Origin of the sequence: Desulfatiglans anilini DSM 4660 (genome assembly GCF_000422285.1) — a bacterium.
GTDB lineage: Bacteria > Desulfobacterota > DSM-4660 > Desulfatiglandales > Desulfatiglandaceae > Desulfatiglans > Desulfatiglans anilini.
In genome coordinates this window covers 363441-390189 of sequence record NZ_AULM01000002.1, presented here as the reverse complement: position 1 = coordinate 390189, position 26749 = coordinate 363441, and the positions used below count along the sequence as shown (strand labels likewise).

The 26749-nt window shown below is 57.1% G+C and carries 34 protein-coding genes; 33 read left to right on the top strand and 1 reads right to left on the bottom strand.

Features of this window, described 5'->3' with window-relative positions; genetic code table 11:
• The 10 genes from H567_RS0103900 to H567_RS0103845 form a co-directional block, all read left to right on the top strand.
• A partial coding sequence (locus H567_RS0103900) for a Mu transposase C-terminal domain-containing protein (protein ID WP_028320399.1) occupies positions 1-2070 on the top strand: 2070 nt, incomplete at its 5' end.
• On the top strand, positions 2067-2747 hold the full coding sequence (locus H567_RS26875) for an AAA family ATPase (protein WP_051184459.1): 681 nt from the start codon (positions 2067-2069) through the stop codon (positions 2745-2747). The genes H567_RS0103900 and H567_RS26875, both read left to right, overlap by 4 nt.
• A complete protein-coding gene (locus H567_RS28960; RefSeq protein ID WP_028320398.1) occupies positions 2744-3193 on the top strand; it encodes a hypothetical protein in 450 nt (149 codons plus the stop codon). Before H567_RS26875 ends, H567_RS28960 begins: the two co-directional genes overlap by 4 nt.
• Positions 3190-3438, top strand: a complete 249-nt coding sequence (locus H567_RS28955) for a phage protein GemA/Gp16 family protein (protein ID WP_035253312.1) — start codon at positions 3190-3192, stop codon at positions 3436-3438. The genes H567_RS28960 and H567_RS28955 overlap by 4 nt, the downstream gene beginning before the upstream one ends.
• 200 nt (positions 3439-3638) lie before the next feature.
• Entirely contained in the window at positions 3639-3899 is a 261-nt protein-coding gene (locus H567_RS0103875; RefSeq protein ID WP_028320396.1) for a hypothetical protein, read from the top strand.
• A gap of 23 nt (positions 3900-3922) precedes the next feature.
• Positions 3923-4186, top strand: coding sequence for a hypothetical protein (locus H567_RS28375; RefSeq protein ID WP_051184458.1), 264 nt, complete (start codon positions 3923-3925; stop codon positions 4184-4186).
• Positions 4183-5187 (top strand): AAA family ATPase, encoded by a 1005-nt coding sequence (locus H567_RS0103865; protein WP_028320395.1) that lies wholly within the window; start codon positions 4183-4185, stop codon positions 5185-5187. Before H567_RS28375 ends, H567_RS0103865 begins: the two co-directional genes overlap by 4 nt.
• Positions 5188-5295: 108 nt before the next feature.
• Positions 5296-5841, top strand: coding sequence for an HI_1489 N-terminal domain-containing protein (locus H567_RS0103855; protein WP_028320394.1), 546 nt, complete (start codon positions 5296-5298; stop codon positions 5839-5841).
• A gap of 200 nt (positions 5842-6041) precedes the next feature.
• A complete protein-coding gene (locus tag H567_RS0103850) occupies positions 6042-6707 on the top strand; it encodes a hypothetical protein (RefSeq protein WP_028320393.1) in 666 nt (221 codons plus the stop codon).
• A gap of 3 nt (positions 6708-6710) precedes the next feature.
• Positions 6711-7145, top strand: a complete 435-nt coding sequence (locus tag H567_RS0103845; RefSeq protein ID WP_028320392.1) for a hypothetical protein — start codon at positions 6711-6713, stop codon at positions 7143-7145.
• Between the two features lie 249 nt (positions 7146-7394).
• Here the strand turns inward: H567_RS0103845 and H567_RS22970 are convergent, their stop codons facing one another.
• The gene (locus H567_RS22970) at positions 7395-7829 is read right to left on the bottom strand and encodes a hypothetical protein (protein WP_051184457.1); all 435 of its coding nucleotides are present in this window, start codon (positions 7827-7829) and stop codon (positions 7395-7397) included.
• 427 nt (positions 7830-8256) lie between these two features.
• On the opposite strand from H567_RS22970, the gene H567_RS22965 reads away from it, so the two are divergent.
• The 23 genes from H567_RS22965 to H567_RS0103720 all read left to right on the top strand — a co-directional run bounded on the left by H567_RS22965 (position 8257) and on the right by H567_RS0103720 (position 26747).
• Positions 8257-8604: a D-Ala-D-Ala carboxypeptidase family metallohydrolase gene (locus tag H567_RS22965; RefSeq protein WP_051184456.1), complete on the top strand. Its 348-nt coding sequence runs from the start codon at positions 8257-8259 to the stop codon at positions 8602-8604.
• A gap of 22 nt (positions 8605-8626) precedes the next feature.
• Entirely contained in the window at positions 8627-9124 is a 498-nt protein-coding gene (locus tag H567_RS0103830) for a hypothetical protein (protein ID WP_028320391.1), read from the top strand.
• A 2-nt stretch (positions 9125-9126) separates the two neighbouring features.
• Positions 9127-9654, top strand: a complete 528-nt coding sequence (locus H567_RS0103825) for a YiiX/YebB-like N1pC/P60 family cysteine hydrolase (RefSeq protein WP_028320390.1) — start codon at positions 9127-9129, stop codon at positions 9652-9654.
• A 1-nt stretch (position 9655) separates the two neighbouring features.
• Positions 9656-10042 (top strand): hypothetical protein, encoded by a 387-nt coding sequence (locus H567_RS0103820; RefSeq protein WP_028320389.1) that lies wholly within the window; start codon positions 9656-9658, stop codon positions 10040-10042.
• On the top strand, positions 10039-10287 hold the full coding sequence (locus tag H567_RS0103815) for a hypothetical protein (protein WP_028320388.1): 249 nt from the start codon (positions 10039-10041) through the stop codon (positions 10285-10287). Before H567_RS0103820 ends, H567_RS0103815 begins: the two co-directional genes overlap by 4 nt.
• Positions 10284-10805, top strand: a complete 522-nt coding sequence (locus tag H567_RS0103810; RefSeq protein ID WP_028320387.1) for a phage protein Gp27 family protein — start codon at positions 10284-10286, stop codon at positions 10803-10805. The genes H567_RS0103815 and H567_RS0103810 overlap by 4 nt, the downstream gene beginning before the upstream one ends.
• A complete protein-coding gene (locus H567_RS22960) occupies positions 10802-12319 on the top strand; it encodes a terminase large subunit domain-containing protein (protein WP_051184455.1) in 1518 nt (505 codons plus the stop codon). The genes H567_RS0103810 and H567_RS22960 overlap by 4 nt, the downstream gene beginning before the upstream one ends.
• A 10-nt stretch (positions 12320-12329) precedes the next feature.
• Complete coding sequence (locus H567_RS0103800) at positions 12330-13871, top strand: DUF935 domain-containing protein (protein WP_028320386.1); 1542 nt, start codon at positions 12330-12332, stop codon at positions 13869-13871.
• Positions 13868-14629 (top strand): phage head morphogenesis protein, encoded by a 762-nt coding sequence (locus H567_RS22955; protein WP_051184454.1) that lies wholly within the window; start codon positions 13868-13870, stop codon positions 14627-14629. Before H567_RS0103800 ends, H567_RS22955 begins: the two co-directional genes overlap by 4 nt.
• Positions 14630-14637: 8 nt before the next feature.
• On the top strand, positions 14638-15213 hold the full coding sequence (locus H567_RS0103790; RefSeq protein ID WP_035253305.1) for a phage virion morphogenesis protein: 576 nt from the start codon (positions 14638-14640) through the stop codon (positions 15211-15213).
• Positions 15146-16213 carry a hypothetical protein gene (locus H567_RS26870; protein ID WP_161626558.1) on the top strand — a complete coding sequence of 356 codons (1068 nt, stop codon included), beginning with the start codon at positions 15146-15148 and terminating at the stop codon, positions 16211-16213. Before H567_RS0103790 ends, H567_RS26870 begins: the two co-directional genes overlap by 68 nt.
• 48 nt (positions 16214-16261) lie before the next feature.
• Positions 16262-16759, top strand: a complete 498-nt coding sequence (locus H567_RS0103780; protein WP_028320383.1) for a head decoration protein — start codon at positions 16262-16264, stop codon at positions 16757-16759.
• Positions 16760-16813: 54 nt separating this feature from the next.
• A complete protein-coding gene (locus H567_RS0103775; RefSeq protein ID WP_028320382.1) occupies positions 16814-17824 on the top strand; it encodes a major capsid protein in 1011 nt (336 codons plus the stop codon).
• Entirely contained in the window at positions 17824-18264 is a 441-nt protein-coding gene (locus tag H567_RS22945; protein WP_051184453.1) for a gp436 family protein, read from the top strand. Before H567_RS0103775 ends, H567_RS22945 begins: the two co-directional genes overlap by 1 nt.
• Before the next feature lie 3 nt (positions 18265-18267).
• A complete protein-coding gene (locus H567_RS0103765; RefSeq protein ID WP_028320381.1) occupies positions 18268-18717 on the top strand; it encodes a phage protein Gp37 in 450 nt (149 codons plus the stop codon).
• 46 nt (positions 18718-18763) lie between these two features.
• Entirely contained in the window at positions 18764-19339 is a 576-nt protein-coding gene (locus H567_RS0103760) for a phage tail tube protein (RefSeq protein ID WP_028320380.1), read from the top strand.
• A gap of 12 nt (positions 19340-19351) precedes the next feature.
• Positions 19352-19753: a hypothetical protein gene (locus tag H567_RS0103755; RefSeq protein ID WP_028320379.1), complete on the top strand. Its 402-nt coding sequence runs from the start codon at positions 19352-19354 to the stop codon at positions 19751-19753.
• Positions 19753-20451 (top strand): hypothetical protein, encoded by a 699-nt coding sequence (locus H567_RS0103750; protein WP_028320378.1) that lies wholly within the window; start codon positions 19753-19755, stop codon positions 20449-20451. The genes H567_RS0103755 and H567_RS0103750 overlap by 1 nt, the downstream gene beginning before the upstream one ends.
• A gap of 113 nt (positions 20452-20564) precedes the next feature.
• Positions 20565-20957, top strand: a complete 393-nt coding sequence (locus H567_RS0103745; RefSeq protein ID WP_153306038.1) for a hypothetical protein — start codon at positions 20565-20567, stop codon at positions 20955-20957.
• 239 nt (positions 20958-21196) lie between these two features.
• Positions 21197-24472 carry a hypothetical protein gene (locus H567_RS0103735; protein ID WP_028320375.1) on the top strand — a complete coding sequence of 1092 codons (3276 nt, stop codon included), beginning with the start codon at positions 21197-21199 and terminating at the stop codon, positions 24470-24472.
• 11 nt (positions 24473-24483) lie between these two features.
• The gene (locus H567_RS29135; protein ID WP_028320374.1) at positions 24484-25497 is read left to right on the top strand and encodes a hypothetical protein; all 1014 of its coding nucleotides are present in this window, start codon (positions 24484-24486) and stop codon (positions 25495-25497) included.
• A 24-nt stretch (positions 25498-25521) separates the two neighbouring features.
• Positions 25522-26529, top strand: a complete 1008-nt coding sequence (locus tag H567_RS0103725) for a hypothetical protein (protein WP_028320373.1) — start codon at positions 25522-25524, stop codon at positions 26527-26529.
• Positions 26529-26747, top strand: coding sequence for a hypothetical protein (locus H567_RS0103720; protein WP_028320372.1), 219 nt, complete (start codon positions 26529-26531; stop codon positions 26745-26747). Before H567_RS0103725 ends, H567_RS0103720 begins: the two co-directional genes overlap by 1 nt.
• Positions 26748-26749 lie beyond the last annotated feature (2 nt).

The following is a 26749-nucleotide window of genomic DNA, read 5'->3' as shown; positions in this document are numbered from 1 at the left end:
GGCGAGAGGGTTTTCTCCTTGACCTCCCTTCCCCCTGAGATCCAGAAGATCGTCGCGACCAGAACCGATGTCCCCGCCTACCTATTGCCTGATCTCGCTCCGGAAGCCGCCCTGGCCGCAGCGACGAAGGCGATGGGTGAGTGCTCTCTATATAATAAGGAGGCGCTTACCCCGCATCATTCACACCCGCCGATCGGGATGGACGTCCTGCGCGACCGAAAAGTGCAGGAATGGACGCGCATTATCCAGGAGGCCATGAGTGTCCCGAAAGGTCACAAAAAGCGGGCGTGGATCGAATTCGTGGCGGCCAAGCATGGCGTTGCCTGGCAGACAGTTTACCGCAAAATCAAACGGTATGAGAAGCGGGGTCTGGCCGGCCTGAAACATACCAAGAGCACGAAAAGCCAGCCCAAGACCTGGACTCCCGAGGCGGTGGACTTCTGGTGTGGTCTCTGTCTCAAGAAAGAGCACCGTAAGCTCGATAAGAACATCCTTTACGCCATCCTCAGGGAAGAAGCTCAAAAGCGTGATTGGCGTACCGGCGGATATGAAAGCGCCCTGTGGTGGTTCCACAAGCGCGTCAATCCACAGCTCCTGGCCCTCCAGCGCGGAGGCCTCCGCGCCCTCGACAACGCCCTGCCCCCTGTCCTTAGGGATTATTCGGACCTCAACCCCTTCGAGATGCTGGTTGGGGATCAGCACCGGTTCGACTTCTGGGTCGTAGATGATGATACGGGGGAGGTGTTCCGGCCGGAAGGTTATTTCTGGCAGGACCTGCGAACTCGGCTCATCTACGGGGGGACGGTGGACCGCAAGTACGACAGCTACCTGATTGGCTTGGCCCTCCGCATGGGATTGAAGATCTGGGGTGCCTTCGACGCCATCTACACCGATAACGGCAAGCCCGAGCTCAGCCGCTACGTCATGGGCGTCATGGCAGATATGCGCGCGGTCGGCCTTTCGGTGCATCCCGAAATGGACGCCCCGGTCGACTGCACCGGTGTGGATCCGGAGCTCTTGAACCCCTGCGCAATCCAGCCCGGCACACACCGGAAAGCCATCGTCCGAAACGCCAAGGCCAAAATGATCGAGGGGACGTTCAGCAACCTCGAATCAGTCCTGCGAAATACTTTCCGCGTGCCCGGCCAGGTCAAGCGGCTTGGTGGGCCGGCCGAGGAAAACGAAGTCGACCAGAAGGAGATCGACCGCCTGGCCCGGGAGGGGAAACTCCTGACCTTTTGGGAATTTGCGGCCACCCTCATGAAGGCGATGGACCATTACAACAGCCAGAAAGCGCATCGAGGCGTTCTGAAGGAGTGGATCGGCAAGCCGAAGCCCAAGAGTGCAACCCCGATGGATTGCCTGCGGCGTTGCTACATGGATGGCTGGCGGCCCGGGAAGGTCTCGGATGAGGCCATCGACCTGATTTTCCTCCCCAGGGCCAATCGCGTGATCGACCGCGGCCGGATCCGCTTCCGAAATGAAATCTACGAGCATGAAGACCTGATAGCTCTCTCGGGGTCGCGGTGCGAATGCCGGTACGACCCCCTGGATCCGGATTGGCTCATGGTCTTCCAGAATGGCCAGTATATCGCCCCGGCCCGGCCGGTGGTCTACTCGAGCATGAAGGATACTGCCCTTGCCAAGATGAAGATTGAAGAGAAGCGCCGCCGACGGAAGGGTTTCATCCTCGAATACCGCCAGCTCACATCCAAAATACCCGATTTTATGGAGTATTCGAAAACCCCGGAGATCGAACGGGCGGCGGCCATCATCGGAAGAGAAAAGCGCCGGGTCCTGGAGGAACGGCAGGCCGTGTTGCCTCCGCCGGCAGAACAACTGGCTGAGGAAGTCGCCAAGATCGAGAGTTATCAGCCGCCACGGCCGCTTTTCCAAAGCGAGGCCGAGCGGTACCGCTGGATCCTCGATCAGCAGCTGGATGGGCAGACGATCGAGCAGGACGATGCCGGATTCATGGCCGCCTTCGAGGCCAAGATGGATCCGGACACCAGGGAATATTGGGAACTTTATCAGGAAAGCATCGGTATGGCCGGAGGGAAAGGCGCATGAAGGACGTATTCATCCCCACACAGAATTTTCAGAACTTCCAGGAACTTTGTCAGGAGCTACTGGCATCTTCGATCGGCGTTGACCTGGCCGTGGTCCTTGGTCCCTACGGCCGAGGAAAGACGAAGATCGCCGAGCGTACTGTCGCGATGAACCCACAGGTGCTCTACGTATGCTTCGAGCCGCGCATGAGTCTGGCGGGGCTGATCCGGGAGGTCGCCTTCGCGGTGGCCGGGATCCGCCCCCGGGGAACGGATGCCTGCGTGGAGGCGATCGCTGATGAGCTCGGGCGCCAGCGGCGCCTGATTCTGGTTGATGAAGCCGACCAGATGACCCTGAAGCACTTGAACCAGCTGCGGTCTTTCCACGATCTCCACCATGTCCCGATCGTGCTTCTCGGGGAGGATGCCCTCCACAGAAAGCTCGGGCGGGAGGGACGGCTTCTGAGCCGTGTGCGTGAGGTGCTGAAACTCGCCCCCCTCAGCCATTCGGATGTGGTTGTCTTCTACCGGAAATCCCTCGACCTGGCGTTAAAACCCGAGCAGTCGGCGCGGATCCTGAGGCACGCCAAAGGTGACTTCCGAAACGTGGTCAAAGACGCCATCCGCCTCGAACGGATTATGCGGTCGAGCGGGCTCAAGGACCTGGATGACGCGGTCATCGAGGAGGTCTTCCAATGATGAAGGCAGGCATTACAGACCGGGTGAGGGCAGCAGCCAAAAAGCTCGGGAAATTTCGTGCAGCGGATATCGGTACTGCCCTGGCCGTAAAGGAGTACGGGGAACTCAAACAGATCCGCTCAGCAATCAGGGAATTACGGAAGGCCGGAGAGATCGAGTGCGTGGAACCAGGGGTTTACAGGTGCCTGAAGATTATCGAAGGTTCGCCGGTCCGGCGCCGGATCTTCCGCGCTATGCATGTAAGGGGCACGTTTTCCGTCCGGGATTTGGTGCTTCTAACGGATGCGGACAGCAGTTACGTGCGCAGCGTGATCAGAAAGCTCATTCAGAACGGAGCGTTGAGGGTTGCGGGCGACAGACCTGCTCCCTCGGGGGCCAGAGAGAGGACTTACCAGGTAGGGAACAGGGACCGGTTTTTTCTCGATTACGTAAAGGAGGCCTCATGAAAGAGGTGCACAAAGAACAGCTCGAGCGGCAGAGGAAAGGGCTCTTGGCCCTGGTGCACCTGGCCAAGAAGGACCTCGGACTCTCGGAGGAAATCTACCGGAGCGCTCTGGCCGCCTATGGGGTGGGATCAGCCGCCGCTATGAGCATCCCGGAACTGAAAGACCTGGTCCGGCACTTCGAGAGCTGCGGTTTCGAGCGGAAGGTCATTCGCGAACGAAGGAAAACGGATCGAACCCGGCGTTAGGCCCGGGCCCTGCAACTGCGAGCGATGGCCGAAGCCGAGCAACTCGATCGGGACGGTGAGAAGCGCCTCCAGGGACTCGTCCGGAGAATCTGCGGCGTGGACCGCCTCGACTGGTGCCGGGACCCAGGCAAGCTTGAACGTCTCCTGGCAGCTATGAGGAACATCAGGAATTTGGAATCAAACAGCAAGGAGGTAGCCCTATGAGCAGGAAAAGCTTTCAGAATTGCATCCCCATCGGGATGGCAGCCTATTGCCCGGATTGCCAGGTTATCTATGACGCGGGGCGGTATTTCAACTGCCCCTGCTGTGAGGGGCGTGAGCGGGCTTTCGTCGCCAAATGGATCGATCGCGAAAATGACCAGGCATCAGAGCGGATCGTCAACACCACGAACCCCAGCCGGCTTTCGAGCGTCTTGAGCGAAACCTTGGTGGTGCCACTGCTCAAAAGCGCGGCTCGTTAATGCCTTCGCGGAGGTGTCTCGAAATGATCTCTATGAGCAAGCATGCCAGGGACCAGTGGGTTGAGCGGGTTGGCACGCCTCCGCCGGCCGCCGGGCGGATCAAACGGATGCTTCGACAGGCGATTGTCATCCAGAAGCAGAGAGAGCTCTTTACCAGGATTGGCGCGCCGTACCGGCTTCTCAGTTCCTATTGGTGCCCGCAGGAAGCCGTCATCCTCAAGGTGGATGAATCTTGCGGGAAAGTTGTGACGGTGCTCGGTCCACAAATGCGGAGGGATTTCAAGTGATCAAGATTGGCATAACCGGGACGCATGGAGTGGGGAAAACGACCCTTGCGAGGAAACTTGCCTGGATGATCCAGCAACAATGCGGCATGAGCGCCGGCTTGGTCACGGAGATTGCCAGGACATGCAAATTCAAATTGAACCACGAGGCTACCCCGAGGGCTCAGCAATGGCTCTTTCACCGCCAGTTCGTGGCCGAAATCGACTATGGGGCCGAGTGTCACGCCCTGGTGTGCGACAGAACCGTGATCGATCCTTTGGCTTACGCCCAGGTGAACGGAATGCACGAGTTGGTCCACAGCTGCATGCCGACGGCTCTCGCCTGGATGGAGACCTATGACGCGCTGATATTCATGGTGCCGAATGGCAAACCGATTGTTGAGGACGGTTTCCGCGATACCGATCCCGTCTGGCAACTCAGGGTCAATGGGGTCATTGCCGGGTGGCTGGATGCATGGAGCCTCCCTGTTCGAAGCCTGACCCTCGAGCAGGCGGATGATTTGACCTTGGAGTACTGGGCGGCATCGGCTGCCGATGGCCCCGCCAGATTGCGTGAAGCAATGGGCTGCCAGCCCCTGGGGGACTGTGAGGACAAGAGCATGCCATCCCTAGACGAAATCCTCAATGGACCAGATGCCTTTCGATGTGAACGATTCGGTACCCGGATGCTGCGCAAGCGGTGCGTTGAGAGACAGAAAGAGCGAAACGGCAGTTATTCAAATGCCCCAAGATGGCCCGAATGCCAGGGCTGCCCTCAGGGAAAGCAGATCCTGGACGAGAGCTTGGCACACAAAGGGAAGGAGCAAAAGGCTATGACAAGACAATTGTGCAAGGTGGAAGGGTGTGAGTATGTCGCGAAGGCGCGGGGATTTTGTGGAAAGCACTACGACGCCTGGCGCGCCGGAAGACTCGACGGCTTTGGCCCCTTTATCCCCCTGACAAAAGAGACCGAGGCCGACCCGGGCTCTTCATCTCGACTTGAAAGAATACCCAGATGTGGTTGAAAAGCTGAACAAAACAGCTGTCAAACAGGTCAGGACGGTTGAACACCAAGCGATCTTCTACATTTTGAAAGGCCTGCAGACGGATGCGGTAAATGCCGAGGGCGGGAAATGAAGATCACCTGCCCTTATTGCGAGCGTGCCTTCGATGTCGACCAGGTCGATGATGCGGAGCTTTGGCGGGAGCGTGCCGAGATCGCGGCCAAGCTTGGCCCTGCCTGGCGGATCGCCAACGAATATGTCGATTGCTTCCGGCAATTCACGACCAGCCGGGTCAGCCTCAAAAAACGGGTACGGATCCTCTGGCGAATGGTGAAACTGTGGGAAGCTTGCGAATTCGAGTATGACGGAAAACGTTACCGCACAGATAAGCGGCGGATTATGGAGGCCTTGGAAACGGTCTGTAACCTGGAAAAATGCGGGTTTCAAAATGACAACTACCTCAAGAGGGTGATGATGCAGGCTTCCGAGCGAGTCAGTGCCCAAGGCATGACAGCCAAAGAGGAGCAAGATCGAGAAGAGAAGCGCCGCCAAACCGCCCTTGAACGTAGCAAATCTGCGGCAGCCTCAGAGAAGGTTCTTCAGGGGATAACATTCGAGGAATTCAAGAAACGTCATGCCGACAAGGAATTTCCCATCAAATTCCTGCGGGAATGAAAGCAGAAAGGCGGTCCCTATGACTTTTTGGCAATTGAGTGTTCTCGCTGCGGTGCTCTTCATGATCGGAATGATATGCCTTTGGCGGGCATCGAGGGGGACAAAAGTGTTCCGCTTGGTGGACGAAGGGCTGGTAGAGAAAAACGGTCGCCGTTACTGCCCGTATTGTGGGGCTGACCGGGGGAAAGGAGGCGTAGAAAATGCGCGCGAATGATTTTGGATATTCCAATGGCTACCACGACAAGCGCTTGACCAAGGCCGAAAGCGCCTTTGTCAGTGTGCTCTGGGACCACGTCGGCTACGAAAACGCCATTTCAGGCGACGATCTCGCCAGGCTTTATTCCCTAAAGCTTGCGGGCTTCCAGCCTTCAGACAAGAAAGACCTCGACCTGTGGAAACGGGATTGCAGGCTGATGCACAATCACCTCCTGAAGGAACATAGCCATATCCCGATCCTGAGCCGGGCAGGCATTGGAGGCGGCTACTGGATCGCGGCAGATGAGGGGGAAACGACTCGTTTTTACGATGCCTTTCGAAGCCGTGGGTTGACGGGGCTTATCAAGGCGAGCCGCGGCAAGAAAGCCGCATTGGTTGATTTGGTCGAACAGCTATCATTCCAATTCGATGATCTTGTGGATAAAACAGGGTTGCCGGCGCCGGCCAAAACCGGCAAGAGCGTGCAGACTCCCGTGGAGGTCGTCGATGTCTTCCTGGAGCGGATGACCCAGAATCCGGAGCGGTTCTCCGAAGGCCTCCGGAAACTCGGGCGAAAATATGGAACTATCCTGCTTCCGAAAGCCCAGGTGGAGGCCATGCGGGCTAAAGCGGCGGAGCTCCAACAGCTCGTAAGCCAGATTGGGGTATAGAGAATGACCAAAGTAGAATGGGACGTTGTCGAAGGAAGGTTGAGAAACGTATACCATCCAGTAAAGTTGAACTGTGATGGATTCATAGTGGGTTTAAGCCTTGTTCAGCTGGCTATCTACAGAAACGTTATCGCTATTCTCTCGGTTAACGGATGCTTTATGGGTAAATGGATACTGGAAGACTGTGAGGAGCGGCGGCGGTTTTTGCGTCCAAGAGTTACTTCGGCTTTCGATTACCTAAGGAAAGATAGGCGCATTTCGAAAAAACTACTCAAAACAGTTGGGGTTGATCCTGAAAAGAGGGTCACCAGTTATTGGCCATACTGGACATCATTCAGCTCATTGAAACGTCATTTAATAGCGAATAACGAGTCTATTGTGCTGATTGATCAGAGCCATAAGGGAAATGTCATTTTTGGCAAGGAGGAGAAGAAATGAAAAACGGGCAGAGCACGGGGATACCACTGGATCGGTGTTCCGGGAAATTTACAATCACAGACGGTGAGCTGTTCTTGAATATTGGAAAGATCGCGGATAGGCATAACTTCCCCAAATATCTCACTCTCCCTTGGCCAAGGAAGGAGGCAATCCTGCTTTTCACGCAGATGTCAACGATCTGGCCCGGCTGCAATCAAACACACCAGAAAAGGACCTACATGCTGACTGGGTTTGTTCCATTTGCACTTTTTAGAAGTATTTTCCAGCATAGGCAGTCAAAGCACCTTGGATTACTCCCTGAAGAATCGGTTTGGAAAACTGGCCGATTGCATTCAGAAAACCCCCTTTCTCTTCTGGAGGAAGCGATTCAGCATGTTCTTTCAAGAGATTCAGAAAGCTTTCCACATCAGGACGAACGGTAATGGTCCTCTTAATCGCGGTTAAGCCGCCATCCTCCGCGAGGAAATCCAATCCTTCAGCGGTGATCTTGAACTGCGATAAACCGCCATAAACCGGATTGAACTGCACCAACCTATGCTCGCGCAAATAGTTGATGTTTGCCCTGAACGTTGGATTCCCTTTAAATTCCAGAATCTTCTTTTCGTCAAGAGCATTCGGGTAAATTTTTTGTAACTCAAGGAGCATTTCACGCTGAAACCCCCTATCAAGCACGCTTTCTGTCATGAGATCCTCCTATTCTCTGGCAGCATCCAAATCTGCGTAATCCTGGAACGGAAATCTACCATGCCACTGAAACATATTCTGCGACAAAATCACATAAAAAACCTGTTTTGCGCAAAAATTTTTGCTTGATTTTTCTTTTGTCTTTGATACCGTACTAAGAAATCTAACATTTCGGGAATCCCACCTTCCATTCTTCTATGGGCCCGGCATCCAACTGATCGTTGTTACTTTCAGGATGCCGGGCCTTGTCTTTTGGCCCTCTACTCATTCACGACCAACCCCCGAGAAGGGCGATGACCACCGTAACCGGCTGAGGAAGCCGCGCAACTTTCTCGTGATTGCCGTCCGGCCGAGCCCTAGCTGCGCATGATAACGGCTGTCGTGGTGTTTGTGCCACGGCAGCCCTCCATCAAAAAGAGAGGCCGGTATGAGCAATGATCGCCATGAGCGTTTCGCATGTAAGTGCTGCGGCACCAACCTGATCGATCCACGCATCGAGGGAATCGTCTCCCGCATGGAAGGTGATTTCTGCCAAGCGTTGATTGTCACATCGGGCTACCGCTGCCCGAGCCACAACGCAAAGGTAAAGGGGTCTCCCACTTCGAGTCATTTGCGGGGCCTTGCGGCCGATATCTTTTGCCCGGATTCGCGCTCGCGCTTCCAAATTGTTGAATCGGCACTGAAGCACGGTGTTACCCGTATCGGCATTGGCAAGAATTTCATTCACATCGACATCGACCGGCAGAAAGACCCGCAGGTGATCTGGCTTTATTGACCGGCCGAAGGGAGGGCATGAGATGGGAGAATGGGGATTTGCGAAAAGAGCGGAAAAGAGTGCGGACAAGGTGATCAAGGGCCTCGCCGCAGGGTTGGTGGCGCTGATTATGGTCTCGGTGATCGGGGTGTTTGCTTTCCAGGGTTGCGCCGGAAAGGAGATGGCCCCCGAAACTCAGACGTTGATCTTCCGGGAAGCCGGGTTCAATGCGGCCACATATGCGCTGAAGGACCAATCCCGTGAAACCGTCCTGAAGGCCGAAATAGCTGTCGAAGGGGCTCAGGCTCTAATGGGTGACTCGGATCCCCACCAGGTGGCACGACTGATTCTCGATTTCATCGACGAATTTCCACTGGAGGACAAACACGAGACTGCGGTCGTGAGCGCTGCCCGACTGCTGGAAGGGCTGCTTACCACAGATATCCAGATCCCGGAGAACTACCAGCATTCAGCCGAGGCCGTCAAGGCGTTTTTGGAGGGGGCATCGGAAGGGATCGAGCGTCTGAAAACAAAGGCGTGACGATGCAATATGCAGAACTGAGACCGCAAATCAAAACCGGTGACGCGATCCTCTGGAAGAGCCGCGGGGCGATCCCCTGGCTCATTCAGAGGTTTTCTGCCTTCTCCCACGCGTCGCTGGTCGTCCGGCTCGATCGGTACGAGGAGTTCACCGACCGGATATTTCTGGTCGAAGCCTTGGCGGCCGGGGTGCAGCTCCGACTGTTAAGTGAAAGGCTCAAGAATCATCGAGGGGAGACGTTCTGGTTCAAACCGATCGGGTTATCGCACTCAGCCAGAACACGTATCGGAACCTCGGCACTCGATGTTTGCGCGAGGGGGATCCCATACGATTATGGCAGCCTTTTCCGGAACATGCTTGGCCGCGTTTCTTTGAACGCCAGGCGATACTTCTGCAGTGAATTCATCTGGGACATGTGGCGAAAAGCGCCCTTTTTCCAGGCGGTCATGGGACCTGTAACAGCACCGAGGCCCGGCGATATCCCCGTTTGGATCAAAGGCCAACTCACCAGGATCGACAAAGAGGCATGAAATGAGCCCGGATCACATATCGATCATCTCGTCAATCTTGAGCTTGTTGAACAAAATGGGCGGCTGGTCCGTAGGGTTGGTCGCAAGCATCACTCTCATCGTGATGATTGGTCCCTGGCTGTTGAGCCTCCATCTCGCATTCTCCGAGCGTCAGCGATTCGAAGCCGTCGTCCGGATGTACGAGAACAATGTCGATCTCCTGAAGACAACTCAGAATCTCGCTCAGGACCTAAAGGAAATCATCATCACGAACATACAGGGCATGACAAAGATCATGCACGAAATGGAAACCAACCAGTACTGCCCGATGATGCGTCTCGAAAAACGGGCGCCAGGCCCGGTCGCGCATCACCCGATGAGCGGGCCTGTAAGCGAGGATGGACGATGAGTGAAAGGTTGATGCTGAAAGGCGCCCTGGAAGAGAAAAAGCTCCGGAGCATGAAGCTCGCGATCAAGGCGGACGGGCTTATCCGGGGTATCAAACAGATTATCCAGCCGGCTGCGGTGACCCCCCTCAGGGACCTCCGAACATCAGAAGCCCTCGAACTCATCGGAGAACTGGATGATCTCAAGACCGAGTATGTCCAGGTCGTTGCCGAGATGGATGAGATCCGACGGGAGCTTGGGGAATGAAGATCCGGCGCAACCACGGCCGCGTTCGGGATGAACTCCCCCCGGAGATCCGTCAACAGGTGGATCGCCTGATGATCGAGGGAGGCGTCACCTACGATGACATCAAGGCCTATTTGGATGCCCAGGGGTACGACATCAGCCGGTCAGCCATCGGCCGTTATGGGAAAGACTTTCTGGCGACCTACCAGCGCCTGAAAATCATCGAGGACAAATCCCGTGCCCTGGTTTCCGAGGCAGGAGATGGGATGGTGCTCGAGGAGGCGGCGAGCAAGCTCTTCGCGCAGATGATCCTCGAAGCGCAGATGTCCGGCGAACTGGATATCAAGGAATTGCCGCGGATCGTGAGTGATTTCGCGAAGCTCCAGTCATCCGTTGTAAGCCGCGAACGGCTTAAAAAGGATTTTGCCGAGAAAGTGCAAAAGACCGCAGCAGATGTGGTCGAAAGCGTGAGGGGCAAAGGCTTGTCGGAAGAAGCCGCCGAGGAGATCCGGAAAAAGATACTGGGGATCAGCCGATGACGATGGAGCAGCGCGCAACGAGAACCCCTGCCGCCCTTCTCCCCTACCAGCAGCGCTGGATGGCTGACGAGAGCAAGGTGAAGGTGTGCGAAAAATCGCGCCGGATAGGGCTCTCCTGGGCGGAGGCCTGCGATTCGGCCCTTACGGCTGCGAGCGAAAGCGGCATGGACTGCTGGTACATCGGCTACAACAAGGACATGAGCCAGGAGTTCATCGAGGACTGTGCGGATTGGGCCCGGCATTTTCACCACGCAGCGGCGGCGGTTGAGGAATTTGTCTTCAATGACGAGGAAAAAGACATCCTGGCTTTCAGAATTCGCTTCCAGTCGGGCTGGAAGGTGGTGGCCTTGTCTAGCCGGCCCTCGAACCTGCGAGGCAAGCAGGGAAAGATCATCATCGATGAGGCGGCTTTTCATGACGATCTCCCGGGGCTCCTGAAGGCCGCAATGGCCATGCTCATGTGGGGCGGTCGTGTGGTCGTTGTCAGCACCCATAACGGGGATGACCACCCCTTCAACGAGCTCGTGAGTGATATCCGCGCGGGGAAAAAGCCGTACGCCCTTCACCGGATCACACTCGATGACGCGATCCGGGACGGGCTTTACCAGCGGATTTGTCTCCGCCTCGGAAAGGACTGGACCCCGGAAGGCGAGGCGGCCTGGCGGGATGACCTGATCGAGTACTACGGCGAGGATGCCGACGAGGAACTCTTTTGCATCCCGGCAAAGGGCTCAGGGGTCTATCTGCCGCGGGCGGTGATCGAGGCCTGCATGGATCCGGGGATCCCGGTGATCCGCTGGAGCTGCAAGGACGATTTTGCGGAGTTGCCCGAGTACACCCGCCGGCAAGAAACCGAGGGCTGGTGCAAGGAGAACCTGGACCAAGTCCTGGCTCGTCTCGATCCCCATGCCCCGTCCTATTTTGGAGAGGATTTCGGGCGATCGGGAGACCTGACGGTCGTTTTCCCGCTTCAGGAGATGCGCAATTTGCTGCGGCGGGCGCCTTTCGTCCTCGAACTCCGGAACGTCCCCTTCCGCCAGCAGGAGCAGGTGCTTTTCTACATCTGCGACCGCATGCCTCGTTTTTGCGGCGGGGCGATGGATGCCAGGGGCAACGGCCAGTACCTGGCCGAGGTGGCCATGCAGCGGTACGGCCGGAACAGAATCATCCAGGTGATGCTCTCAAACGAGTGGTACCGGGACAACATGCCACGTTACAAGGCGAGCTTCGAAGACCGAACGATTCTGATACCCAAGGACGGCGACCTCCTGGATGACCACCGGGCGATCCGCATGGAAAAGGGGATCGCCAAGGTGCCCGACAATCTCCGGAGCAAGGGCCGGGATGGTAAGCAGCGGCATGGAGACAGCGCCATCGCCGGGGCCCTGGCCGACTTTGCCGTGAGCGAATTGGCCGGAATGGCGGGAGTTCCTGAAATCCTTACAGCCCGGTCGAGTCACATGATGGGTGAGACGACAAGCTATTTCAACGGTGCAAGATACTCGGCTTATTGAGAGGCATGGCATGAAGTTATGGCTGACCGAAAGCCAGTTCATCGAGATCGAGGACAAACCGTCCTTGATGCGTGAAATCGCCCCGAGGAGCCGATCGATCGACTGGATGGGGGTAATGGGCTTCCTGCCGGACCCCGATCCGGTACTGAGAAAGCTCGGGCAGGATGTAACCGTTTACCGGCAGCTCCTGACCGATGCCCATGTCTGGAGCTGCTACCAGAGCAGAAAATCCGGAGTTCTTTCCTGTGAATGGGAAATCCGTGAACCAGAAGCCCTCTCCCGCTCGAGTCGTCGCCTTCTGCGGATGGTCGAAGAGTCGTTGAGCGAAATCGACCTCTTCCAAGTCATGTGCGACATGCTTGACGCGGTGTTCTACGGGATGAGCCCGATTGAAATCCTCTGGCAGTCCAGCCCCGCCGGATGGTGGCCAGGGAACCTCGTCGGAAAGCCCCCGGAGTGGTTCGGATTCGATGAGCAGAACCGCCTCCGCTTCCGCTCCAAAGAAAACATGATCGAGGGGGAGTTCATCCCGCCTTACAAATTCCTGCTTCCCACCCATCATGCCACTTATCAGAACCCTTACGGGGAAAGGACCCTCAGCAGGTGCTTTTGGCCGGTGGCCTTTAAAAAGGGCGGATTCAAATTCTGGGCCATCTTTACCGAAAAGTACGGCATGCCGTGGTTGGTCGGCAAAGTGCCGCGAAGCACCAACAGCACCGAACGAGATCAGCTGCTGAGCAAGCTCGCTCAAATGGTGCAAGACGCGGTGGCGGTCATCAATGACGACGAAAGCATCGACATCATTGAGTCCGCGAGCAAATCCGCCAGCGCGGAGATCTATGAAAAACTCATCAGCGCCGCCAACCGTGAGATCTCCAAGGCGATCCTGGGGCAGACCCTCTCGACCGAAATCGACAAGGGCGGGTCTTACGCCGCGGCAAAGGAGCACATGGAGGTCCGCGCAGACCTGGTCGACCAGGACAAACACATGGTGGCGACTGCCATGAACCAGCTTTTTCGATGGGTGGGGGAACTCAATGCTCCCGATGCGGCGCCTCCCCTGTTCGGGTTCTACGAAGAAGATGACGTCCAAAAAGATCGCGCCGAGCGGGATGAGATCCTGACACGCCAAGGGGTGCGGTTCAAACAGGCCTATTACGAGAAAGCCTATGCCCTGGATCCGGATGACTTTGATGTTCAGGCGCCTGGGAGGCCCGTACTGGGTGCCGCCGGCGCCGATCCCGCCTCCCTTCACTTGCACGAAGAGGAGCAAACCCCCGCGTTTGCTGAAACGCAATCTGCGACAAAATTTCAGGGCGAGGTCGAGCTTTTGGCCGATGAATCGGCGCGGGCCGCCCAAGCGGAACTCGACCGGCTGATCGAACCAGTCATGGCCCTGGTCGAAAAAGCGGTAAGCCTGGAGGAAATCGGAGAAGGACTCTACGAGCTCTACCCACAGATGGAAAGCCAGCGCTTCCAGGAACTCTTGGCACGTGCCATGAGCGCCGCCGCCATGACTGGTTACGTTGCCGCCAGCGAGGAGCGGTCATGATCGGGATCCGGTTCGACCTTCCATTCGAAGAGCAACTCGCGTTTTTCAGACAGAAGGGCTACGCCCTATCCCCGGACAGCTGGAGGGATGTCTGGCAAAAGGCTCACGCACGGGCTTTTACCGTCGCGAGAGTTTCTGCGATGGATGTCCTGATGGATATCCGGAAGGCGCTTGATGAAGCAATGGAAAAGGGGTTGAGCCTGAAGAGTTTTCAGAGCGAGCTGCCAGAAATCCTGGAAAGAAAAGGATGGTTCGCCCCGAAGGGTGAACCGGCCGTGGCCGTTCAACCGGACGGCACAGTTCGAAAGCGTCTTACAGGTTGGCGCCTGGAAAACATCTACAGGACGAATCTGCAGGCCGCCTATCAAGTTGGCCGCTATGAGCAGGCGCAGGAAGTGAAATCCACCCGCCCCTACTGGCAATACAAGGCCGTGATGGATGCCAGCACAAGACCGGAGCATGCCGCGATGCATAACAAGGTCTGGCATGCCGAGCATCCTGTCTGGAACCAGTGGTATCCGCCGAACGGGTTTGGGTGCCGGTGCTACGTCAAGACCTTGAGTGAACGGCAGCTGCGGGCCCGTGGTTTGACCGAAGAGAAGCGCGGGGTCAACGTCAAACCGGATGAAGGCTTTCGGTACAACCCGGGCGAGGCCGGCCTCGATGCCTGGAAGCCAGATCTGAACAAGTATCCAATTGGCTTGAGCGACCAGTTCATGGCGGAAGTTCCGCCTGACAATAGCGGCTCCGGAGCCTGAGCAAGGACATGGTGAATAGCACAATCGAAATACGGGATGAGGGGGTTAGGAGTCTTCTTTCAGAGATCCAAAGCAGGCTCCAGCATCTCAAACCCGCGATGAGCCTCATCGGCGAGATTGTCCAGGAGTCGATCGAGCGGAATTTCGAAGAAGGCGGCCGGCCGGAAAAATGGAAGGACCTTTCCTCATCCACAAAACTTCAGCGCCAGAGAATCCGGAAATGGCCCGGAATGATCCTGGTCCGATCAGGAAAAGCCGGCGGGCTCATGGGTGCCATCAGCTACAGGGCGTTTGATGACCGGGTGGAGATGAGCGCCAATAAGGAATACGCAGCGGTCCATCAGTTTGGGGCCAAACGAGGCGCTTTCGGAACCATCCTGGCGAAGGTACGCAGCCATATGCGCCGAATGGCCAATGGGAAGACTGTTCAAGTTCGGGCGCACACGAGAAAAGTGGTTCTTCCCTGGGGCGATATTCCTGCCCGGCCATTCATGATGGTCCAGAACGAGGATTGGGATGAGATCCGGGAAAGCCTCCTGGATCATCTGGAAACTGCACGACGCCAGAGGCGGCGGGGAGCGTAAGATGTTGGAATTTAATGGATTCGATGACTGGGTAGAAATATTCCGGGGTGGAGTGCAAATGGACAAAACCGGCCGGGAGCACGACGGAGACACGCTGATAGAGCAGGCCGTCCAGAGCTTCGATCCACGCGTGCACGAACCGCCCATCGTGGTGGGCCATCCCGCCGACAATGCCCCTGCTTTCGGCTGGGTTGAGAAGCTCAAGACAGCCACTGAAAACGGCGTGAAAGTGCTGCTCGCCAAATTTCGGCAGGTGGTTCCGGAGTTCGAGGAGACCGTGCGGAAGGGCCTTTACAAGAAGCGTTCAGCAAGCTTTTACCGTGACGGGCGGCTGCGCCACGTAGGTTTTCTTGGGGCGGCGCCCCCGGCGGTCAAAGGCCTGGCGGACCTGGCCTTCGAGGATCAGCCCCAGGTTGCGTTCGAGTTTGAGGACATCAACCCCAAGAGTGGAGGAACGCCCATGACTTTCAAGGAAAAGCTCAAAAACATGCTCGGATTCATCGGGATCGACACGAGCAAGGTCCCCGATGACGCCTTGCCGGACAACCCTCCGGAAGGGACTGCAGCCAGGTCTTTTTCCGAGGCGGATCTCGAGGCTGCGGCACGGGCAGCGGCTGAGGACGCAGCACGAAAGGAGCGGGAAAAGATCGAAGCCGAGTTCTCCGAAAAAACCCGCCAGGAGGCCAAATCGCGCCGCAGAGAAGAGATCTCCGCCTGGTGTGAGAAGATGGTCGCCGAGGGGCGCGTTCTCCCCTCCTGGGCGGCCTCAGGACTGAAAGACTTCGCCCTCGCCCTGGAGGAAGCGGCGGAAATCGAATTCGGCGAGAGCCATGAGAAAAAGACGCCCTGGGAATGGTTCCGAGACACGATGGAATCCTTCAGCCACTCGCCTATTTTTACTGAGCTCGCCACCAAGGAAAAAGCCGGGGATGCCGCTTCCTTTACCGAAGCGAAAGCGGATGCCGAAAAAGGGCGGCGGATAGCCGCGAAGACCTATTAACCGACCAGCGTCCCAGGGCCTCAGACCCCGGGGAATGGAGGACCAACGATGGCAGGGACATTCGGAGTCACCGTAAACGAGAGCGCGGAACTCTCCCAGCTTGTGGCGGGCGAGGGCTGTATTCAGCGCGACATCAATCTCAAGGCATCGGCCGGGGCCCTGGCCCGCGGAACCGTGCTCGAAATGGTGAGCGTGACCTCGGGGCAATGGCAACAGCTGCAGGCAGAGGACGGATCCAACGCCAGGGCCATCCTGTGTGAAGCCGCCGCGGATTCGGATGCCATACAGAAAAAGCAGGCCTATTTCGTGGGGAAATACCGGGCCTCCGATCTCGTTTGGCCCGATGGGATATCGGCCACCCAGAAGCGTACGGCCATCGTGGCCCTGCAGGATCGCGGCATCGTCATCGATGAGACGATCCTCGATGCTGCCGAGGACGAAACCACGACAACCGAGGACGAGACGACCACGACTGAAGAGGAAACCACGACAACCGAGGACGAGACGACCACCACGGAAGAGGAAACGACGACATCTGGCGAGTAACAAACAGCACGGCCTGGGGCGCATGCCTCGGTTGGTCCTGGAGGGAGATAGACTATGGATGATCTGTTTAAAATCAGGGTATTGACCGCGGCTGTAAACGCCATGACGGCTCCGTCAATGGTGATCTACAACCGCATTTTCAGGGGGAAGGAGCACCTGGAGCCTTCGGATCGGCTGGCCTTCGAGATCCATACCGGAAGCCAGAAGATCCTCAAGAACCTCTCGGTTTACGCGCCGGCCCAGGTGCGCGATAAAACCGGCCGCAAGGTGGTGACCCTCGAGGCCCCCAGGCTCGCCCAGAAGAGGCTCATTCACACGGCTGAGCTCAATGCCTTGCGGGCGTATGGCAGCCAGGTACAAGCCGAACTCATGAGCACCCGGATCGCCCGGGAGCAGCGCGATATGCGAAACGAGATCGACCGAACGATGGAGTTCTGGGCAGCCAACGCCCTCCGCGGGAAGATCTACGACGCCGATCTGTCGACGGTGCTGGTGGACTATGGCCTCGATGCTACCCACCTGGTGACCCTTACGAACACGAATCTTTGGACTCACGCCGATTCGAAACCGCTCAACCGGATCCGTGCCTTCAAGAAAACCATCGAGGATGACGCCCTTACAGCCATCACCGGATGGATCGCCTTCCTGGGCTCAGAGGTCATGGATGCCCTCCTGGCCCACAGCTCCGTGCTCGACTTCCTGAAGTACGACAAAGGCAGCCAGATGGCGGCAAGTGGGCGGATAGAGCGCCTGGCTGAGGTGGAGCTGACCGAATATAACGGCAGCTTCCTGGACGACAGCAATACCCGCCGGAGATTCATCGACGAGAAGTACATGCTTCTCGTCGGTCTTTGCGATGACCTGGTGGACGTCCCCTACGCCCCGATCGTGGATGACGAGGCTCCGGGCGGGGTCGGCAACATCGATGAAAACGGGAATGGGGTGCTCTTTTTCTCGAAGTCCTGGAAAGTGCCGGATCCCTCCGGGCGGTGGGTCAAGGTCGAATCGAGGCCGCTTCCGGTGCTTCAGCGCCCTGGGGCCGTGATCTACGCGAAGGTGGTCTGATGGCCTACTGCACCCTGGAAGAGCTGAAGAGCGTGCTACCCGAGGCAGTCCTGATCCGGCTGACGGATGATGACGGCCTCGGGGCAGTGATTCCGGGCGTCGTTCAGGAGGCCTTGGACTCGGCCGCCCGTGAAATTGATGCCTATATCGGGGGCCGCTACAAGCTCCCCATCAGCGATACGGTGCCACCGATCCTGTCTAAACTGAACGCAGACGTTGCGATCTACAACCTCTATTCGCGTGTCAAGGAGGAAATCCCCCAGACTCGGGAGGACCGGTACAAGAACGCGGTGCGCTTCCTGGAGCAGGTAGCCGCGGGGAAAATCTCCCTGGGGATTCAGCCTCCCCCGGGGCCCCCAGGCACCGGCGAATATGAAAACGGAGCCCGAATCAGCGCGCGGCCACAGGATTTCGGCACCACCACGATGGAGAAATACTGACCCATGCATGAATTCGAAGCCGTGGAAAATGCCATTTTGGGGCGTCTCGAAGCCCTGAAGGAGATCGGGCTCAAAACGCTCGATACTTACTCAGGCCAGATGGACGTGGAAGCCCTTGATGACCTGACACTCCAATTCCCATGCTGCTATGTGATCGCCTCAGACCTGAGTTCCGAAGAGATCAACCGATATCGGCACTATGGGATGGGGGTTTCGATCATTGTCGGGGACCGGAATGTGCGTGGCAGCCGGAGTGCCGCCAGGGGGGATGCATCGAGCCCTGGCGTATATGAACTCCTGCTCGGAGTCCGAGGACGTCTGGCAGGTGTGCGCGTTTTGGATGGCTGGACGCCATTGAAGCTGATGCGGGAAGAGCCTTTGGTTTACGCACCGAGAGAAAGCCTCTGCGTCTATTCGGCCCATTACGAACTGAAGTCGGTGAAACCGGCATAAACAAGGAATGGCGAGCGCCCCCTTGGGCGCAAAGAGGAGGGACACCATGCCTATTGCAACCAGCCCGAGCACCGAGCTCTACACCATCGGTAAGGGCATCATGTACATGGCCGACTGGGACGGCGCCACGCCACCCGACGAGGGCGATCTGGGCGACGTGGGCAACTGCCCCGAGTTAGGCCTGGAGCTCTCTGTCGAGGAGAAAGAGCACTACTCCAGCCGGTCCGGCGCAAAGAACCTCGACAAATCCACCACGATCCAGAAGGGCTACAAGCTCAATTTCAGCCTGGATGAAATGGCCACCAAGAACCTCGAGCGGTTTCTGATGGGAACGGCTGTGGGCGACAAAATCGCCGGCCTCACCAACACCCAGCGTGAGGTTTGGATACGGTTCATCTCCGACAACGCCGAAGGGCCGAACCGCCAGTGGGATTTCTGGCGGGTGAAGCTGCGCCCGAACGGCGCCGGCTCCTTGATCGGAGAAGAATGGATGACACTGCCGCACGCGGGCGAAGGACTCTCCGATGTTGCCAACCATCCCACCAGTCCATTCTTCGACGTCGATGCTCAAGACGATGAAGAGACCACAACGACCGAGGAAGAGACGACGACCACGGTGTAACAGAGGACTGCCATGCTGCATAGCATCCAGAAAATTCTGAACCGTGTGTTTTCGACCGATGGGGACGGGAGCCTGACCGGGCTCCTGTCTTCCCAACAGGCCCTGAACGCGGTTTTTGACGAAGAGCGAAATGCCCTGCGGGTGAAGATCCCGGATTTGCCGCCTGCAGGCGCGCAGATCGACGATGAGAGCACGGCTGGCGACAAGGCCTGGAGTGCCCAAAAGATCGGGCAGGATCTGGCCGGAAAGGCTGCCGCAAGCCACACCCACACCGGCATGGTCACATCGGCCACGATCTCCCAAATCGTGTCTCTCACCCAAGACGAGTACGACGCCCTGGCGCCCGGCCCGGACTCCGCCAAGCTCTATGTGATCGTGCCCGAAGATGAGACGACCACGACGGGGGGCGCGTGATGCCTCTCCTGAGCGATGCAGCGGCTCTATACCTGGGCGGCAAAGCCGTTGAGGCGGTCTATCTCGGCGGTGAGCTGGTGTGGAGTGCAGGTGGCAACAAAATACCAATTTTATACCACAGATTGGTGGCCGATGACGGAACGACACACCGGGATTTTATCAAGGCGCACGTTGACTCAATCAGCGATTTCCAATGGCTGGAGGAAGTCGTTGGAGACGACATCGCAACTCACGGCATTACATCGGGGACGGTGATTGTTACCAGCCCCACAGTTGCTGCGCTCAGTCAAGCTGTAGCCGATTTCTACGCCGCGACAATAAACCCATTTTTCACGTTTTCCAGATACGCTTCTTCTGCAGGTGGGTTAACTACCCTGGGGGGTAGTACGACTTCTATAGGGATGAAGGCGTTAAGTGCTGCGCTCACTCATCCGGTAGGCATCGCATTAAAGGTCCAAAATGTTGACGATGAAGTGACGATGCTGTCATCGGGCACCTATAACACCGGGAGAGACACGGCAAAAGAGGGAACGGTAGGACTGTTTTACAGTGGGGCTACCGAAAGACTATGCCTTGCCTACCGCATTGATGGGCAAGTGAGAAAGATGTTTTTCGCGTTTGGATCGGTGGCGTATGTGACGAATGATTTCTGGGCCTGTTTTGAAGCAGGAGTGCGGTATGTAGCGCAACCCGAGTGAGGGGCCGTGGCTGGACCCCGTATCGATTCGGCCAGTAGCATTGGATGTGCCAGGTGTGCAAGGTGTTCCAGCAGGCACTGATGTTGTTTAGGAACCAGACTAGCCAAGGAGGCATGATGCGACGGCACAAAGTGGTCAAGATCGATGACCGGGAAATCACGGTCAAGGAGCTGAAAATCAAGGATTTCATCGAAATAATGGAGGCGGTCGAGGCAAACGAAAAAGCCGGGGGCGAAAAGAAATCCCTGACCGAACTGATAGACGATTACCTCAGTCGCGCTACGGATGCCAGGCTGATGGACTTCTGCGAGATGGCCCCTTCGGAGCTCCAGAGCATCTGGGATGCCTTCAAGGAGGTGAATGCGGCTTTTTTCGGCATGGCCCAGACCCTGGGTCTGGGCAAGATGGCCGTGGAGTTCAAGGAAATCATCACCCAGGAGCTGAAAAGTTCACTGTCCGGGGAATTCGGAAAAATCTTTGCCGCCTCATTGAAGCCGGGCACATAGCCGCAGCGGACTACGGGGTGAGCTTTTTTCTAGACGCCCTCGAGACCTACAGCGAAACGCGCCATGCAGATTTTCAAGATGCTGCACTTGCTTGCCGGCTGGGGTTTCACGCCGACAAGAGGGCCTGGGCAACCGCGATGGCAAAGAAACGCGACCCACACATGGGCAAGCTCCCGGCAACAGCCCTGATAACCAGAATCAACACCCTGCGTAAGAAAGGCAAAGGCAAGAAATAGCCGATGGCCGCGGACTCCAAAATCCTCCAGATCATCATCGCCCTCAAGCAGACCGGGGCCGAGGTCCTTGACAAGACTGTCAGGGGGCTCGGGCGTGTGAACGCTGCCGGACAAGCCTACCGTGCGACCATCGCCCAGATGAACACGGCGCAGCAGAGCTTTGTCGGGGGGATGCTCCGCCTGGCGGCCCTGGCAGGCGGAGTCGATATATTCAGACGCGCAGCTGCATCAGCCATTTCTTTCAACTCCACCATTGAGCAAAGCCGGATCGGGATCGCCGCCCTGGTCCGGACTTTCAACGATTTCACCGACGCTGAGGGGCGGGCCGTCGATGCCACCACGGCCTACAAAGAAAGTGTCCAGATTGCAACGCAGATTCAGCGGCAGCTGCAGATTGAGGGCCTGAAGACAACAGCTACCTACGAGGAACTCCTGCGCGCGCTTCAGGAAGGCATCGGGCCAGCTTTCAAGGCCGGTTTCGATCCTCAGCAGATCGTCAGATTTACGAGCCTCATGGTGCAAGCAGCCGCCGGCATAAGCCTCCCGATGGATCAGCTCGGACAGGAACTCCGGGCAATCATGGATGGAACCATCGACCGCAATGCCCGGATTGCCAGGGCCCTGGGCCTGACCAACGAAAAAGTCAAGGAACTGGCCAAGAGTGGGGAGCTCTATGATTATTTGGTCGGCAAACTGAAGGAGTTTGGCGCCGCCGGGGAGGAGACTGCAAAAACATTCCAGGGCGCCACGAGCAACCTTGCCGATGCCATTCAGATGGCCCTTGGAAGGGGGCTTGATGATGCATTTAACAAAACGACCGGCCTGCTGCTCAGATTGCGGGATGCTATCGTCACCATCGATGAAGAGGCCGGCACGTTCACCTTCAACGATAAAATCGTCGCTGCTCTGGCCCGTGTCGATGAGGCGATAGCCAATCTCATTGAAGGGGCAGGCCAAAACCTCGATACATGGGTCGGTCGAGTGGCTGATATCATGGCCAACTTGGCGATCGCCGGGATACGCGTGGCGGAAGTCATTCTAAAGATCCTGGATACCCTTGGCCCTTTTCTGCCCGCCATTGTCCAGACCGTGACCTACATGGTGATCCTCAAGACCGCCTTCGCGGTGTTCATCGGTCTGCCGCTCACCCTCGCTAACCAGATCAAAGCCTTGGCCGTTGCACTGGGGATCCTTAAACAGGGGGCCAGCATCTCGGGTGTGCTGGCGGCCCTTCGCGCCGCTCTGGCCGGTGTGGCGACGCAGGCTGGCATTGCCGGTGTGGCTCTCAGGGCGACCTTGGCCGGCGCCGCAGCGTATGCCGCGATCCAGATTTATAAGCTTGTCAGAGCAATGCAGGAGTGGCGCAAAGCTGCCAAGGAAGCCAAAGAGGCGGAGGGCGAGCTGCTCGAAGCGACAGCCAAAAATAAGCAGAAGTACGAGGCCTTCAAGGACATCCAGATCCCCGTAAAGCTGGAGGATCAGACAGACGCGGACCTGAAGGTCATCGAGGAAAACTTGAGGAAGGCCAAGGCCTACTGGAGCGCTGAACTCCGTGAATTGCAGGTCCAGGCGCGGGCGACAAACTGGTTTGGAAGCCCAACAGAAGAGGCCCGCGCTGCCCAGATGGAAATCGTCGGCGTCAAAAGACGCATCGAGGAATTGGAGGCAGCGATCAAAAAAGCTGGCGGGTCAAAAATCGATATGACTCCAAAGGCCGCGCCTCCTGATCCCGAAGAAGTGAACAAGATCGAGGCTGACCAAAAACGTCTGCAGGAGCAGCTCAACGCTGACCTGGCCCGTCTCGATGCAAACAAATGGCAGGTCCTCCGCAATCAGGCGAGGCTTCATTACGAGGCCCAACTGGCAATGGCTCACGGCCAGAAGGATCTGCTCCTTCAGATCGAACAAAACTACGCCGCCAGCCTTAAGCGGATCAACGAGGAAGAGGCCAGAGAGACAACAGAGGCCAGAGCGCAAAGCCGCGTCACCCGGAGCGAGGCCGACCTGTCACTGGAACTGGCCAAGCTCGAGCAGCTCTACGACCAAGGCAAGGTCAGCCTGCAGGCGTATTTTACCAGGCGCCGGGCGATTATCGATGAGCAATACACCACCGAGATCGAATCCCTGAAGGCCTTGGCTGTCCTTCAAAAGGACAAGAATGAACTGCTGGCGATCGAGGATCAAATCTACGAGAAGGAGATCGCCTATAAGCAGGCCCTGATCGAACTGACAGGAGAGCAGACCGCGGCTGAAAAACGCTTGATAGAGTCAAAAAAGGATCTCGACAACCTCCTGGCTGACATGCGACTGCGAGCCGATCAGGGAGCGGTCGGCCAGGGGCTGGGTGCGACATTCCAAACCGAATTGGGAGAGATGGACCGCCGGCATGCCGATGAACGTGAAAGTTTCATGTCGCTCCTAAACGATAAGCTCGGCGCCGAAATGTCCTATTACGAGCAGCGCGCGGCCATAGACGAGCTTTACCGGATCCAGAAACAGGAAAAAGACCAGCTCTTGGCCGATCAGGAACAGCGCCTGATGGAAGCCCGGCTCACGATGGCGCAAGACGTCGCATCCGGGATGTCGGAGATCTTTGGAACCCTCTACGACCTGACGGGCAAGAGCGTCAAGGAGCTTTTCTACCTCCAGAAAGCCGCCGCGATTGCTGAGGCCATGATCAACGCACACCTCGCAGCGTCAAAGGCCCTCGCAGAAGGCGGGCCCTACATGGGGCCCATCATGGCTGGAGTGCAATACGCGCTCGGCATGGTCCGGGTGGCTTCGATCGTGGCGCAGAAGCTCGCCTTTGGCGGCCCTGTCCGGCCCGTACGAAAGCAAACGGCTGGGGGGAGGATAGCAGGGTCGAGCCCGACCGAAACGGCCGACAACGTGCCGATTTTGGCGACGGCGGGCGAATACATGCACCCGGTCAGTGCCGTGCGGTACTACGGAGTCCGGGTCATGGAGGCGATTCGCCGGAAGATGATCCCCCGGGAGAGCCTGCAGGCCCTAATCCAGACAATCAGCGTTCCATTGATGCCGGGGCCGCCAGCGTTTGCGCTTGCAGCCGGAGGACAGATCTCCCCGGCGGCGACCTTCGAGGCCCTTGCCCCGCAGGATGGACGCGGTGACTCGAGGGAAAAAGGGATGGACATCGTCAACATCATCGATCCGCAACTTTTCGATCGGTACATGGCGACCAGCTCCGGCCGGCGGAGCATGCTCAATTTTATCAGTGAAAATTCGTTCCAGGTGCGTCGAGCCTTGGAGATTTCCTAGAGGAGGAACCTATGCCTCAAACCAGTGGAAGCTGCAGTGCTTTTTCAGGCGCAAACGGCCTGCTGCAGGCCTTGATCGATTTTTGTTGCGCCGATGCGGGCCCCGGCCGGGACTGGACCCTGAAACTCGACCAGAACTCCAAGGGATCAGACGGGATAACCGATGCCTTCCCCGAGGACAATCTTCGTGAGGTGATCCTCAAAAACACCGGGCTATCCGGCAACGAGCAGATCCTGATCGGGATCCGGGAGTGGAAATACGTGGCTGGAAACGCCTGGGGCTGGGACCTGAACGGGTATCTGGATGTTCCCTCTTCCTGGGCCGGGAACAAGAACGACACCGGATTCACCTCCTACGATTCCACCTGGAAGCACTGGGCGAGCGGAACGACCTCGGGCCTACCGATCCTGCAGCTCTTCGATTCCACCATGTACTACTGGATCTACTCCACCAAGGAACGGATCGTGGTGATCGTCAAGGTGGGGTCCTCGTATTTTGCCTGTTACCTTGGGCTGGGCTACCGCTTGGGGAGCCCCTCCGAATACCCGTTCCCTCTGCTGGTCGCCGGATCCTGGTTTGGGAACAGAAGCTATCAAGCCGGCGGTTATGGGCCTGTGAGACCCATCGCGGGATCCTTCTTTGTGGTATCGCCCGGTAACCTCTTCAGGACGGGCTCCACGCCCAGAGTGATCCCCATGCAGGGAGACTCGGACAACAGGGCCATCGATGTTGCCCCGAATGGCAAGGGGCTGCTCTTGCCGTGTTATGTCCTGGCCGACGGCGATCTTCTGATGAGCCTCCAGGGGGTCTACGCGCCGCGCATGCTGAGCATGCAATCGGAGGATTTATACGAAGCGGCGGAAGGCGATTTCAGGATCTTCCAGCAAGCGGCCGAGACGTACAACTACTCGTTCATGGCTGTTCAGGAAGAGACCGAGGAAACAACAACCACCGAAGATGCAACCACGACGACCGAGGAAGAGACGACCACCACTGAAGAGGAAACCACCACATCAGGAGAATAACCTGAAACGGTACCGGGGGGCAAAATGCTTTTGAATTACGTTGAACAGGCCAATCCCACAGGCATCAAAGATGTCCTTGATAAGATTCGGGCCTTCGCTGTTTCCCAGGGCTGGGTGCAGGAGGAATGGCAACAAGACAAGCTATGGAACACTTCTTCGCCATATGGCTGGTTGAACGATTCCAATGGAGACTACCTTTGTCTTTCGAGTCTTGGATATGGCAGCCAGAGCCTTATCGCCAAGCTGGAACTTCGTGTGGCCGGTCCAGATATGGGGCCAACTATTTGCTGCAATATGTGTTCTTCGAAAGAGTACACTCTGAGCTCAGCCTATCCTTTTCGCCAGAATACCAAAGTCGACCTTAACCAGGTTCCGAATAGTTCAGGGTTTTACGGCTGGTCACTCCCAGCTTCTCAAATGGAACGGATATGGATATTTGGCGACGAAAAATGGATCTGTGCCTTGGTGAACATCAACGGAAGTATTTTTAACCTGATGCATTTCGGCTCTTTCGAAATGTTCGATGATAACCCAACCGAAGGGGATGTTACGGGTAGGATCGGGATGTGGGGATACCCTCATAAAGAATGGGATGATTTTGTTGCAGGGAGTGCCCTATTTTCAGGGTTTTTTAGTCAAATAGGACTCAATAGAGAATCTGTTAGCGGCTACTTCCAAAGGCCATTTGGCATCTGGTTTGGGGGACGTGATCTTACTCTTTATCCAAACAATGCCATTGGCGGGACTTTATATGAGGAGCAAAAGCTCAGTGTCTTCGCATTCATCCATCAGTATCAAAATGCCCTCGTCAGGAACAATTTTTCCGGCCGGAGGGTGTTGTTGAAACAGGTCTACTTTCACAAGCGTGCGGAGGATTCCGTCTGGGAACCCATCTGTCAAACGCCGTGCTACTTCTGCAATTTCCAAGGGCTTTCTCCGGGCGAACTGCTGGTCTACGGCGATGAGGAATACCTCGTGTTTCCTGTTGGCCCTTACACCACCGACCGTGGCATAGCTTTTCGGGTGGCTTGATGATCCCGTTAGCCGATTTCCAGGTAGAAGCGGGCCGGGCAGGCTTTCCTGCCGCCGAGAGATACGCGGGCGGAGCGTTTAGTGTTCTGCCGGCCCTGATCCTGATGGAAGCGATCGACGCCGGGTTGCCAGAGTCTGCTGGGACTGGGGTTGCAGCCGTGCTTCCCTTCTTCTTCCACCTGCTGATGGGCCGGCGCCGGACGATTCAGGAGGGCTGACC

Excerpts from the sequence above, each read along its gene's own strand:
- H567_RS26875 (WP_051184459.1), top strand. The coding sequence starts at position 2,067 with ATGAAGGACGTATTCATCCCCACACAGAATTTTCAGAACTTCCAGGAA.
- H567_RS28960 (WP_028320398.1), top strand. The coding sequence starts at position 2,744 with ATGATGAAGGCAGGCATTACAGACCGGGTGAGGGCAGCAGCCAAAAAG.
- H567_RS28955 (WP_035253312.1), top strand. The coding sequence starts at position 3,190 with ATGAAAGAGGTGCACAAAGAACAGCTCGAGCGGCAGAGGAAAGGGCTC.
- H567_RS0103875 (WP_028320396.1), top strand. The coding sequence starts at position 3,639 with ATGAGCAGGAAAAGCTTTCAGAATTGCATCCCCATCGGGATGGCAGCC.
- H567_RS28375 (WP_051184458.1), top strand. The coding sequence starts at position 3,923 with ATGATCTCTATGAGCAAGCATGCCAGGGACCAGTGGGTTGAGCGGGTT.
- H567_RS0103855 (WP_028320394.1), top strand. The coding sequence starts at position 5,296 with ATGAAGATCACCTGCCCTTATTGCGAGCGTGCCTTCGATGTCGACCAG.
- H567_RS0103850 (WP_028320393.1), top strand. The coding sequence starts at position 6,042 with ATGCGCGCGAATGATTTTGGATATTCCAATGGCTACCACGACAAGCGC.
- H567_RS0103845 (WP_028320392.1), top strand. The coding sequence starts at position 6,711 with ATGACCAAAGTAGAATGGGACGTTGTCGAAGGAAGGTTGAGAAACGTA.
- H567_RS22970 (WP_051184457.1), bottom strand. The coding sequence starts at position 7,829 with ATGACAGAAAGCGTGCTTGATAGGGGGTTTCAGCGTGAAATGCTCCTT.
- H567_RS22965 (WP_051184456.1), top strand. The coding sequence starts at position 8,257 with ATGAGCAATGATCGCCATGAGCGTTTCGCATGTAAGTGCTGCGGCACC.
- H567_RS0103830 (WP_028320391.1), top strand. The coding sequence starts at position 8,627 with ATGGGAGAATGGGGATTTGCGAAAAGAGCGGAAAAGAGTGCGGACAAG.
- H567_RS0103825 (WP_028320390.1), top strand. The coding sequence starts at position 9,127 with ATGCAATATGCAGAACTGAGACCGCAAATCAAAACCGGTGACGCGATC.
- H567_RS0103820 (WP_028320389.1), top strand. The coding sequence starts at position 9,656 with ATGAGCCCGGATCACATATCGATCATCTCGTCAATCTTGAGCTTGTTG.
- H567_RS0103815 (WP_028320388.1), top strand. The coding sequence starts at position 10,039 with ATGAGTGAAAGGTTGATGCTGAAAGGCGCCCTGGAAGAGAAAAAGCTC.
- H567_RS0103810 (WP_028320387.1), top strand. The coding sequence starts at position 10,284 with ATGAAGATCCGGCGCAACCACGGCCGCGTTCGGGATGAACTCCCCCCG.
- H567_RS22960 (WP_051184455.1), top strand. The coding sequence starts at position 10,802 with ATGACGATGGAGCAGCGCGCAACGAGAACCCCTGCCGCCCTTCTCCCC.
- H567_RS0103800 (WP_028320386.1), top strand. The coding sequence starts at position 12,330 with ATGAAGTTATGGCTGACCGAAAGCCAGTTCATCGAGATCGAGGACAAA.
- H567_RS22955 (WP_051184454.1), top strand. The coding sequence starts at position 13,868 with ATGATCGGGATCCGGTTCGACCTTCCATTCGAAGAGCAACTCGCGTTT.
- H567_RS0103790 (WP_035253305.1), top strand. The coding sequence starts at position 14,638 with ATGGTGAATAGCACAATCGAAATACGGGATGAGGGGGTTAGGAGTCTT.
- H567_RS26870 (WP_161626558.1), top strand. The coding sequence starts at position 15,146 with ATGAGATCCGGGAAAGCCTCCTGGATCATCTGGAAACTGCACGACGCC.
- H567_RS0103780 (WP_028320383.1), top strand. The coding sequence starts at position 16,262 with ATGGCAGGGACATTCGGAGTCACCGTAAACGAGAGCGCGGAACTCTCC.
- H567_RS0103775 (WP_028320382.1), top strand. The coding sequence starts at position 16,814 with ATGGATGATCTGTTTAAAATCAGGGTATTGACCGCGGCTGTAAACGCC.
- H567_RS22945 (WP_051184453.1), top strand. The coding sequence starts at position 17,824 with ATGGCCTACTGCACCCTGGAAGAGCTGAAGAGCGTGCTACCCGAGGCA.
- H567_RS0103765 (WP_028320381.1), top strand. The coding sequence starts at position 18,268 with ATGCATGAATTCGAAGCCGTGGAAAATGCCATTTTGGGGCGTCTCGAA.
- H567_RS0103760 (WP_028320380.1), top strand. The coding sequence starts at position 18,764 with ATGCCTATTGCAACCAGCCCGAGCACCGAGCTCTACACCATCGGTAAG.
- H567_RS0103755 (WP_028320379.1), top strand. The coding sequence starts at position 19,352 with ATGCTGCATAGCATCCAGAAAATTCTGAACCGTGTGTTTTCGACCGAT.
- H567_RS0103750 (WP_028320378.1), top strand. The coding sequence starts at position 19,753 with ATGCCTCTCCTGAGCGATGCAGCGGCTCTATACCTGGGCGGCAAAGCC.
- H567_RS0103745 (WP_153306038.1), top strand. The coding sequence starts at position 20,565 with ATGATGCGACGGCACAAAGTGGTCAAGATCGATGACCGGGAAATCACG.
- H567_RS0103735 (WP_028320375.1), top strand. The coding sequence starts at position 21,197 with ATGGCCGCGGACTCCAAAATCCTCCAGATCATCATCGCCCTCAAGCAG.
- H567_RS29135 (WP_028320374.1), top strand. The coding sequence starts at position 24,484 with ATGCCTCAAACCAGTGGAAGCTGCAGTGCTTTTTCAGGCGCAAACGGC.
- H567_RS0103725 (WP_028320373.1), top strand. The coding sequence starts at position 25,522 with ATGCTTTTGAATTACGTTGAACAGGCCAATCCCACAGGCATCAAAGAT.
- H567_RS0103720 (WP_028320372.1), top strand. The coding sequence starts at position 26,529 with ATGATCCCGTTAGCCGATTTCCAGGTAGAAGCGGGCCGGGCAGGCTTT.